The organism is Nonomuraea sp. MG754425 (assembly GCF_021699195.1).
Taxonomy (GTDB): Bacteria; Actinomycetota; Actinomycetes; order Streptosporangiales; family Streptosporangiaceae; genus Nonomuraea.
Genome location: NZ_SSXE01000288.1, coordinates 1 through 8,791, shown reverse-complemented (window position 1 = coordinate 8,791; position 8,791 = coordinate 1). Strand labels below are relative to the sequence as shown.

The 8,791-nt window shown below is 73.2% G+C and carries 9 protein-coding genes; 3 read left to right on the top strand and 6 right to left on the bottom strand.

The genetic code is table 11. The features are described 5' to 3' along the window. Positions 1 to 103 precede the first annotated feature (103 nt). Complete coding sequence (locus FAF44_RS49990; RefSeq protein ID WP_237110536.1) at positions 104 to 634, top strand: TetR/AcrR family transcriptional regulator; 531 nt, start codon at positions 104 to 106, stop codon at positions 632 to 634. Positions 635 to 700: 66 nt separating this feature from the next. Then, the gene (locus tag FAF44_RS49985) at positions 701 to 1,753 is read left to right on the top strand and encodes an aldo/keto reductase (RefSeq protein WP_237110533.1); all 1,053 of its coding nucleotides are present in this window, start codon (positions 701 to 703) and stop codon (positions 1,751 to 1,753) included. A 4-nt stretch (positions 1,754 to 1,757) separates the two neighbouring features. Here FAF44_RS49985 and FAF44_RS49980 read toward each other — a convergent pair whose 3' ends face one another. The 6 genes from FAF44_RS49980 to FAF44_RS49955 all read right to left on the bottom strand — a co-directional run bounded on the left by FAF44_RS49980 (position 1,758) and on the right by FAF44_RS49955 (position 7,575). Then, complete coding sequence (locus FAF44_RS49980; protein ID WP_237110531.1) at positions 1,758 to 2,900, bottom strand: FAD-binding oxidoreductase; 1,143 nt, start codon at positions 2,898 to 2,900, stop codon at positions 1,758 to 1,760. A 1-nt stretch (position 2,901) separates the two neighbouring features. Next, positions 2,902 to 3,711, bottom strand: coding sequence for an ABC transporter permease (locus FAF44_RS49975; RefSeq protein ID WP_237110530.1), 810 nt, complete (start codon positions 3,709 to 3,711; stop codon positions 2,902 to 2,904). Continuing rightward, a complete protein-coding gene (locus FAF44_RS49970) occupies positions 3,708 to 4,583 on the bottom strand; it encodes an ABC transporter permease (RefSeq protein WP_237110528.1) in 876 nt (291 codons plus the stop codon). The genes FAF44_RS49975 and FAF44_RS49970 overlap by 4 nt, the downstream gene beginning before the upstream one ends. Beyond that, the gene (locus FAF44_RS49965; protein ID WP_237110526.1) at positions 4,544 to 5,635 is read right to left on the bottom strand and encodes an ABC transporter ATP-binding protein; all 1,092 of its coding nucleotides are present in this window, start codon (positions 5,633 to 5,635) and stop codon (positions 4,544 to 4,546) included. Before FAF44_RS49965 ends, FAF44_RS49970 begins: the two co-directional genes overlap by 40 nt. Then, entirely contained in the window at positions 5,632 to 6,681 is a 1,050-nt protein-coding gene (locus FAF44_RS49960; RefSeq protein ID WP_237110524.1) for an ABC transporter substrate-binding protein, read from the bottom strand. Before FAF44_RS49960 ends, FAF44_RS49965 begins: the two co-directional genes overlap by 4 nt. A 186-nt stretch (positions 6,682 to 6,867) precedes the next feature. After that, positions 6,868 to 7,575, bottom strand: coding sequence for a GntR family transcriptional regulator (locus FAF44_RS49955; RefSeq protein ID WP_237110535.1), 708 nt, complete (start codon positions 7,573 to 7,575; stop codon positions 6,868 to 6,870). Between the two features lie 175 nt (positions 7,576 to 7,750). Between FAF44_RS49955 and FAF44_RS49950 the strand changes: the two genes are divergently transcribed. Then, positions 7,751 to 8,791: hypothetical protein (locus FAF44_RS49950; RefSeq protein ID WP_237110522.1), on the top strand; the 1,041-nt coding region annotated here is incomplete at its 3' end.

Here is an 8,791-nt window from a genome sequence, read left to right as displayed (position 1 = left end):
ACCAGCGCCCGCGCCCCCCGACCCCGAACAACCGCAACACCCCGAACGAGCAGAGCGGCCTGGGCGGGCGGAGCGGGCGGATGCGGCTCGGAATCGGGAGGCGGTGCTGCGTGCGACCGAGCGCCTCCTGGCCGAGGGCGGCGGTGACCACGTGTCGCTCGACCGGGTCGCCGCGCTGGCCGGAGTCGGCAAGGGCACGGTGTTCCGGCGCTTCGGCAGCCGGGCAGGCCTGCTCCAGGCGCTGCTGGAGGAGCGCTCCAGGGAACTGCGCGAGGCGATCGCGGACGGCCCGCCGCCGCTGGGGCCCGGCGCGCCCGCCCGCGAGCGGCTGCACGCGTTCCTCGACGGGCTCGGCGCCATCGCCGAGGGCAACGCCGTCCTGCTGGCGGCGCACGAGCAGGCGTGCGCGCCGGACAAGTACGCCGACCCGGGCTACCGCCGCTGGCACCGCCACCTCGGCTCCCTGTTCGCCGCCGAACGTCCCGACCTCGACGCGGACTTCCTGGCCCACGCCCTGCTCGCGGTGTTCGACGGCGACCTGGTCCGCCACCTGACGGCACCCGGCGACCCGCGCCGTTTCACCCGCTCGGTGCAGGAGCTGGCGACGGCCCTGCTCGACACTGGAGCCAACTAACGAAACATAAGTGCCATTTACGTGCTATCTTCTTAACGGGAACTTCGCCCCGTTAAAGGATGAATCATGGAATTTCGGCAGTTGGGCGCGTCCGGGCTCAAGGTCCCCGCGCTGAGCTTCGGCGCGGGCACGTTCGGCGGCAGGGGCGAGCTGTTCGGCGCGTGGGGCAACACCGGCGTGGCGGAGGCCAGGCGGCTGGTGGACGTGGCGATCGAGGCCGGGGTGACGATGTTCGACACCGCCGACGTGTACTCCGACGGCGCCTCGGAGGAGGTGCTCGGCCACGCCCTCAAGGGCCGTCGCGACGACGTGCTCATCTCCACCAAGGCCGGTCTGCCCGTGGACGACACCCCCAACGGCGCGGGCACGTCCCGGCCCCGGCTGATCCAGGCGGTGGACGCCGCGCTGTGCCGCCTCGGCACCGACCACATCGACCTGTTCCAGTTGCACGCCTTCGACGCGGCCACGCCGGTCGAGGAGGTGCTGTCCACCCTCGACTGCCTGGTCACGGCAGGCAAGCTCCGGTACGTGGGAGTGTCCAACTTCTCCGGCTGGCAGCTCATGAAGTCGCTCGCGGCGGCCGACCGGCACGGCCACCCGCGCTACGTGGCCCACCAGGTCTACTACTCGCTGGTCGGCCGCGACTACGAGTGGGAGCTGATGCCCCTCGGCCTCGACCAGGGCGTCGGCGCGCTGGTGTGGAGCCCGCTCGGCTGGGGCCGCCTCACCGGACGCATCCGGCGCGGCGTCCCGATCCCGGAGGGCAGCCGCCTGCACCGCACCGCCGCCTACGGCCCGCCCGTGGCTGACGAGCGGCTCTACACGGTGGTGGACGTCCTGGACGAACTCGCCGCCGAGACCGGCCGGAGCGTCCCGCAGATCGCGCTCAACTGGCTGCTGCGCCGGCCGACCGTGGCCTCGGTCATCGTGGGCGCGCGCGACGAGGGGCAACTGCGCGAGAACCTGGGGGCGGTCGGCTGGTCCCTCACCGCCGACCAGGTGGCCAGGCTGGACGCCGCCAGCACGGTGACAGCCGCCTACCCGTACTTCCCGTACCGGAGCCAGGAGGGGTTCGCCCGGGTGAACCCGCCGGTCGAGCGGCTCGTCCACCAGCGGTAGGCGCTCACTGCTGGCCGGGACGCCGGGCCGGGGCCGGGGCGGGGCCGGCCGGGCCGTCGGTGAAGCGGCTCGGCCGGAAGGGGGCCAGCAGCTCCGACTCCGCGCCGAACACCTCCCCCGCGACCTCCGCCATCAGCAACGGCGCCAGCGTCACCCCGCTGTGCGTGGCCACCGTGTACACCCGCCGCTCCGCGTCGGCGAACCCCGCCACGGTGAGCCCGTCGCCGGGCATCGCGCGCTGCCCCACCACGGCCCGCTCGACCACGGCACCGTCGGTGGCGCGCAGCACGCCGGGCAGCAGCGCCATGATCTCGGCGCGCACCTCCTCCGGGACGGGCGTGGCGGGGTCGGCCAGGCCGTCCAGGGGCAGCGACTGCAGCAGCAGCCGCCCGCCGCCGTCCGGCCGCAGGTTGAGCGCGGCCGTGGTGAGCACGCGCGACAACCGCGCCGGCACCGGCGAGGTGGTGACCAGGAACCCGTTGGTGACCGCGCCGGACACGGCCGGGTCCAGCATCGGGACCGTCAGCCCGGCCGTGGCCGCGACGTGCTGGGTCCAGCGCCCGGCACACGTGACGACCACGTCGCCGGCGAACGCGCGCCCGTCGGCGACGGTGACCCGCACCCCCGACGCGGACGACTCGATCGCGACGACCTCCGCCCCGCACTCCAGGCCGGCGCCGCCGTCGCGGGCCTCGCCGAGCAGCCGGCCGAGCAGGCGCAGCGGCTGGACGTACCCCTCGCCGGGGAAGAACACGTACTCGGTGCCGGTCGGCGGGGGCACGAGGTCGGGTTCGAGGGCGAGGGCGCGCCGCGCGGTGACCCGCTCGACCGGATAGCCCAGGCCGAGCAGCCGCGTGACGCGGGCGTCGAGCAGTTCCCGGTGCTCGCCGGTGACGGCGCATTCGAGGTTGCCCGTGGGGAAGAACCAGTCCCCCGGAAGCTGGTGGTGGGCCCAGACGGCGGCGTGGTTGAGGTCGAAGTACGCCTTCGGGGTCTTGTTGTTGGCGTTGACCCACGCCACGGAGGTGGCGGTGGTGCCGGCCCCCGGGACGCCCGCCTCCAGCACCGTGACCCGTGCGCCGCGCCGGGTCAGACCGGCCGCGACCGCGGCTCCGACCACCCCCGCGCCGATGACGACGACTCGCACGCTAGCTCCTTTCCTCGGTGTCGGCGCCGAACAGCCTGGCCACGCCGACGAAACGTTCGATGACGACGACGGCGACCACGGCGAACAGCACCATCAGGGTGCCGATGGCGGTCACCGTGGGGTCGTAGTCGTACTGCATGTAGTTGAAGATGCGCACCGGCAGCGTCTGGAGGTCGGTGGTGACCACGAACAGCGCCACCGTCAGGTCGTCGAAGGAGGTGATGAACGCGAAGAACGCGCCCCCGACCAGCCCGCCGCGCACGGCCGGCAGCGTCACGTGCCAGAACACCAGGAACGGCGGCGCGCCCAGCCCGGCGGCGGCCTTCTCCGCCGAGCGGTCCAGCCCGGCCAGGCCCGCCAGCACGAGCCGCACCGCGTACGGGACGGTCAGCACCAGGTGGGCCAGCAGCAGCGTGACCGGGCTGGAGGCCAGCCCCATCTGCGCGAACCACTGCAGCAGCCCGATGCCCAGCACGATGGTCGGCACCGCGAACGCGCCGGACAGCGTCGCCTCCAGCGCGGCCCGGCCGGGGAAACGGTGGCGGTGGATGGCCAGCCCGCCGGCCAGCCCGACCACGGCCGACACCGCCGCCGCGGCCAGTGCCACCCCGGCGCTCAGCGCGAACGACGACAGGAACTCCGGCTTGGCGAACACCTCGGCGTACCAGCGCAGCGTGATGCCCTGCGGCGGGAACGTCACGTACGGGGTGGCGGTCAGCGAGGAGGCCACGGTGACCGCCACCGGCGCGATCAGGAACAGCCCGACCAGCGTCGCGAAGGCCCCGCCGAGCACCCGGGTCAGCCGCGTCACGCGAACACCACCTCCCCGCGGCCCCGCCGCAGCAGCCGCGAGTAACCGAGCAGCAGCCCGGTCGTGACGACCACCAGCACGAACCCGATCGCCGCCGCGTACGGCCAGTCGAGCGTGGCGGTGGCCTGCGTGTAGACGAAGTACGGCATGAGCTTCACCTTCGGCCCGCCCAGGATCGCCGGGGTGACGAAGCTGGAGGCGGTCAGGCTGAACACGATCATCGCCCCGGCCAGCATGCCGGGCGCCGACAGCGGCAGCGTGATCCGCCAGAAGCAGGTCCAGCCGGACGCGCCCAGCCCCTTGGCGGCCGGCACGAGCGTCGGGTCGATCCGGTCCAGGCTGCCCATCAGCGGCAGCACCATGTACGCCAGCATCACGTGCACCATGCCGATCAGCACGGCCGTGTCGTTGTACAACATCTGCGGCGGCGTGAGCCCGAACCACCGGATGACGGCGGCGACCGGCCCTTGGGGGCCGAGCACCACCAGCCACCCGTAGGCGCGGATGACCATGCTGATCAGCAGCGGCGACAGCAGGAGCAGCGCCAGCCAGTTACGCACGCGGGCGGAGCGTCCGCGCAGGTAGAGCGCGAACGGGTAGCCGATCAGCAGGCAGCCGGCCGTGGTCAGCGCGGCGACCCTGAGCGTGTTCCACAGGACGTCCCGGTAGAAGGGGTCGCCGAGGAAGCGCGCGTAGTTGCCGAGCGTGAACGCGCCGGTCTGGGTCCTGAAGCTGTTGGCCACCAGCGTGCCCAGCGGCGCGAGGAACAGCAGCACGAAGATGAGGATCGCGGGCAGCGCGAGCAGCAGGCCCGTCCGCCGGCGGGGGCGGCTCACCCGCGCGCCGCCAGCGACGCGTCCGACGGCCGCCATGAGCAGGTCACCTCCTCTCCCTCCCGGGGCACCCGCGCGTCGTACGGGAGCGCCGCCGTCACCTCGCCGGCGGAGGTGGCGACCACGCAGCGGATGCGCGAGCCGAGGAAACGGGTCTGGCGCACGGTGCCGCGCAGCCCCTCTCCCTCCGTGTCCGTTCCCGCGCCGACCCGCACGACCTCGGGCCGCACGTACACGCGGGCCCGCGCGCCCTCGGCCGGCGGATCGCCGACGGGGGTCGCCCGCACACGCTGCCCGGCGACCTCGCAGGAGCCGCCGCCGGTCGCGACGCCGTCGAGGGCGTTGACCTCGCCGATGAACTGGGCCACGAAGTCGGTGGCGGGCCGCAGGTAGACCTCCTGGGGCCGGCCGAGCTGGTGGATGACGCCTCCCGCCATGACCGCGATGCGGTCGGAGACGGCCAGGGCCTCCTCCTGGTCGTGGGTGACGAGGATGGCGGTGGTGCCGATCCGGCGTTGCAGCGCGGCGACCTCGTCACGCAGGCGCACCCGGAGCTGGGCGTCGAGGTTGGAGAACGGCTCGTCGAGCAGCAGCAGGTCGGGCTGGATGACCAGGGCCCTGGCCAGGGCGGCGCGCTGCTGCTGGCCGCCGGAGAGCTGGCGCGGGTGCCGCCCGGCCATGCCGTCGAGGCCGACCGTCTCCAGCACGTCGGCGACCCGGCGGCGGCGCTCGGCCGCGCCCGCCTTGCGCATGCGCAGCCCGAAGGCCACGTTGTCGGCGACCGTCATGTGCGGGAACAGGGCGTAGGACTGGAAGACCATGCCCATGGAGCGGCGGTGCGGCGGGATCGCGGTGATGTCGCGGCCGTCCACCTCGATCAGCCCGCCGTCGGCGGTCAGATGCCCGGCGATCATGTTCAGGGTGGTCGTCTTGCCGCAGCCGGACGGGCCGAGCAGCGTGAGGAACTCGCCGGGCTCGGTCTCCAGGTCCACGGCCGAGACGACCTCCTTGCCGCCCAGCACCTTGCGCACGCCGTCCAGCCGCAGCCGACCGCGCCGCGGCTGCGTGCCCGCGGGAGTCGTGGCGGTCACCGCTCCACTTCCTTGTTCCAGCGGTCCGTCCAGGCCGAACGGTTCTCGTTGATCGTGGCCCAGTCGAGTTTGCGCAGCTTGACGGCCCGGTCCTGGCCGACCACCTTCTCGGCCAGCGCCGGATCGAGCTCAACGCCCTCGACGACGGGGCCGTTGAAGTTCGACGCGGCCATGGCCTGCTGCGCGGACGGCTCCAGCAGCGCGTTGACGAACTTCTGGGCCAGGCCGGAGTGCGGCGCCCCGGTCACCACGTTCACGGTGGCGATCAGCGGCAGCGCGCCCTCCTCGGGGTAGACGAACGCGATCGGGAAGCCCTTGCCGGCCAGCGTCTGCACCCGCGAGTTGCCCCAGATGGAGGCCACGGCCTGGCCCTGCAGGAAGTAGTTGGACACGTCGGCGGTGGTGTCGAACGTGACGGCGTTCGCGGCGATCTTCTTGACGCCTTCGAAGCCGGGGTCGATCTCGCGCTCCGAGCCGCCGCCGACCTTGGCCGCGATGAGCAGCGCGCCCAGCCCGTACGTCTGGGTGATGGACGGCATCACGAGCTTGCCCTTGAGCCTGGCGTCCTCCAGGTCGGCCAGCCGCTTCGGCGCGGGCAGGCCGTTCGCGGCGTAGTAGTCGGTGTTGTAGGCGATGCCGGTGGCGTTGAGCGAGAAGCCGACGCCGACGTCACCGGGCAGCCGGGCCAGGTCGATGACCTTGCCCAGGTTCGTGACGGCTGCGGGGTCGAGCGGGGCCAGCAGCCCGGCCTCGACGGCCTGGTTCTGCACGCCGTCGTCGATCAGGGCGACGTCGATCTGCGGGGCCGCCTGCTGGGCCTTGAGCTTGGCGACGGTGTCGGTGGAGCTCCCGGCGATGTAGGTGACCGCGCAGGAGCAGCTCTTCTCGAAGGCGGGGATGACCGACTGTTTGAACGCCTCCTCGTACGAGCCGCCGTACCCGGCGATGACCAGCGTGTCCGGTGCGGCGGACGGCGTGGGCGCGCCGCAGGAGGCGAGGGCCAGGGCACTGAGCGAGAGCCCGGCGGCCAGCGGTCTGGGTTTCATGGCGACCTCCGAAGGGGGCGATCAACGGCGAGGCGGCCGATCCGGCGCGCTCGCGCCGGTCTCGACTCGTCGGACACGGTTCGTCGGGGACACGGTGGGCCTGGGCGCGGGCCAGGGTGGTGTGGGCATGACGGCATGGCGGCATGGACCCGGCGCGGCGGGCCGGTCCTGGACCGGCCGGGGTGGTCAGCGGTGGTCGGCGGAGCCGCTCAGATCGGTCTCCACGTAGAAGCGCTCGTTCCGGGTCGGGACGATCTCCTCCAGGAGTTCGGCGATCTCGCCGCGGCGGGTCCTGGTCTCGCGGGTCCAGCGGAAGACGGGGGCGCCCGCGGGCAGCCCGAACAGCTCCGCCTCGTCCGCTTCGAGCGCGTACGGCTCCACGTAGAGCCTGGCGCGTACCAGTTCGACCCCGCGGTCGCGCAGGTAGGCGTGCGTGGTCAGGGGGCCTAAGTCCTGCTCCAGCAGGTCGGGGGCGAGCCGGAAGGGCAGCACGTGCAGTTCGGTGTGGACGACTTCGCCGTCCGCGCCGAGCTTGTGGCGCTCCATCTGGACGACCGCCTCCTCGGCGGGCACGCCCGGCAGTCGCAGGCGGGCCGCCCCCGCGGGCAGCACCTGGGCCGAGATCACCCGGTGGTCACCGTGCGTCTCCGGGCCCTGGATCAGCAGGCCGGTGAAACGCAGCAGGTTGTGCCGGCCGATCGCCTGGGCCACGAAGCTGCCGCGCCTGCGGAAGCGGACGATGAGGCCGGCGTCGGCGAGGTCGCGCAGGGCCCGCTGCACGGTGATGCGCGAGACCTCGAACTCCTGGCAGAGCTCGACCTCGGTGGGGATCCGGGTGCCCGGCCCCCACTGACCGGTGCGGATGCGTGCCTCCAGCGCCCTGCGGATCTTCACATGGAGCAAGAGGTCACGTTCTGACATGACAAGATACTTGCCGTGATGATTAGTCATGTCAATAGGCCATTAGATATAACTTATTGGCATTTCTCGGGGTGAGACGGGGGCAATATCCGGAGATCGCGAATACCGGTTGCCGGACCCACCCCGTCGCCCGAATCATGTCCGTGTGATGCGGATGGCGTTCGGAGTGGTGACAGGACGAGACCGGCAGGTCCACGACGCGAACGGACGGCCCCTCACGGTCGAGCACGACGCCGATCCCGGCGCGCCCGTCGCCGTCGGCCCGGCCGGAGCCGACCCGCGCCCCGCCGTCACCGCCCTGGCCCGGCTCATCGGGACGGACACCGACGGCGACCGCGTGACCGCCGCCGGAGCCGGGATCGAACTCGCCCCCGGGTTCGTCTCCGCCCGCCTCGACGGCGCCCGTGGCGACCGGCGCGACGCCGTACTGGCCGCCCTGCCGATCCTCGGGCTCGACGGGCTGCCCCTGCTCGGCGAGCGAGCGGGCGTCCTGGTGGCGCTGTTCGGCACGACCGCCACCAAACCGCTGGCCGCCGCCGCGGGCCAGGCCATCGCCGACGGCCGCTGGGCCGCGCTCCAACTCGCCTCCGCCGCCAGCGGCGTGCTGGGCGCCGAACAGCTCGTGAGCCTCCTGGCCCCCGGCGTCCCCGCGATCGACCCGGCCCCCGGATCGGCCGCCTCCACCATGGCCGCCCACCTCGAACAGCTCCTGGCCCCCTGCTCCCGGCCACGGCGGCTCGAACTCCTCCTCGACCTGTGCCACCAGGTGGCCGCGCACCAGGAGCAGGCCCGCCGCCGCGACCGCCGCCGCGCCACCCGGGGCAAGCAGAGCCGGCTCGACGAGCTGACCCTCCGCTACCGCACGCACGACGACGACCTGCTCATCCGGCAGATCCGACAGGAACTCGGCCACGAACCGTCGCTCGCGGAGGCGGCGCGCTGGCAGCCCGAGCCCTGGCAGTGGACCAGGTTCATGACCCGCACCGCCGCCGACGCCCTGGCCGCCACCACCCTGGCGCGAACCGCGATCAACGTGGCCGACCACGGCGTCACCGAGGGCATGGCCCGCTCCGCCGCCCAGCTCACCGCCGCCACGACGCTCATGCACCAGCACGAGGCGGGCGAGGCCGCCCGGCGCGTCCCCGGCCTCACCGGGCTGCCCGCCCGGCCCGGCTGTTACGTCAGGGAC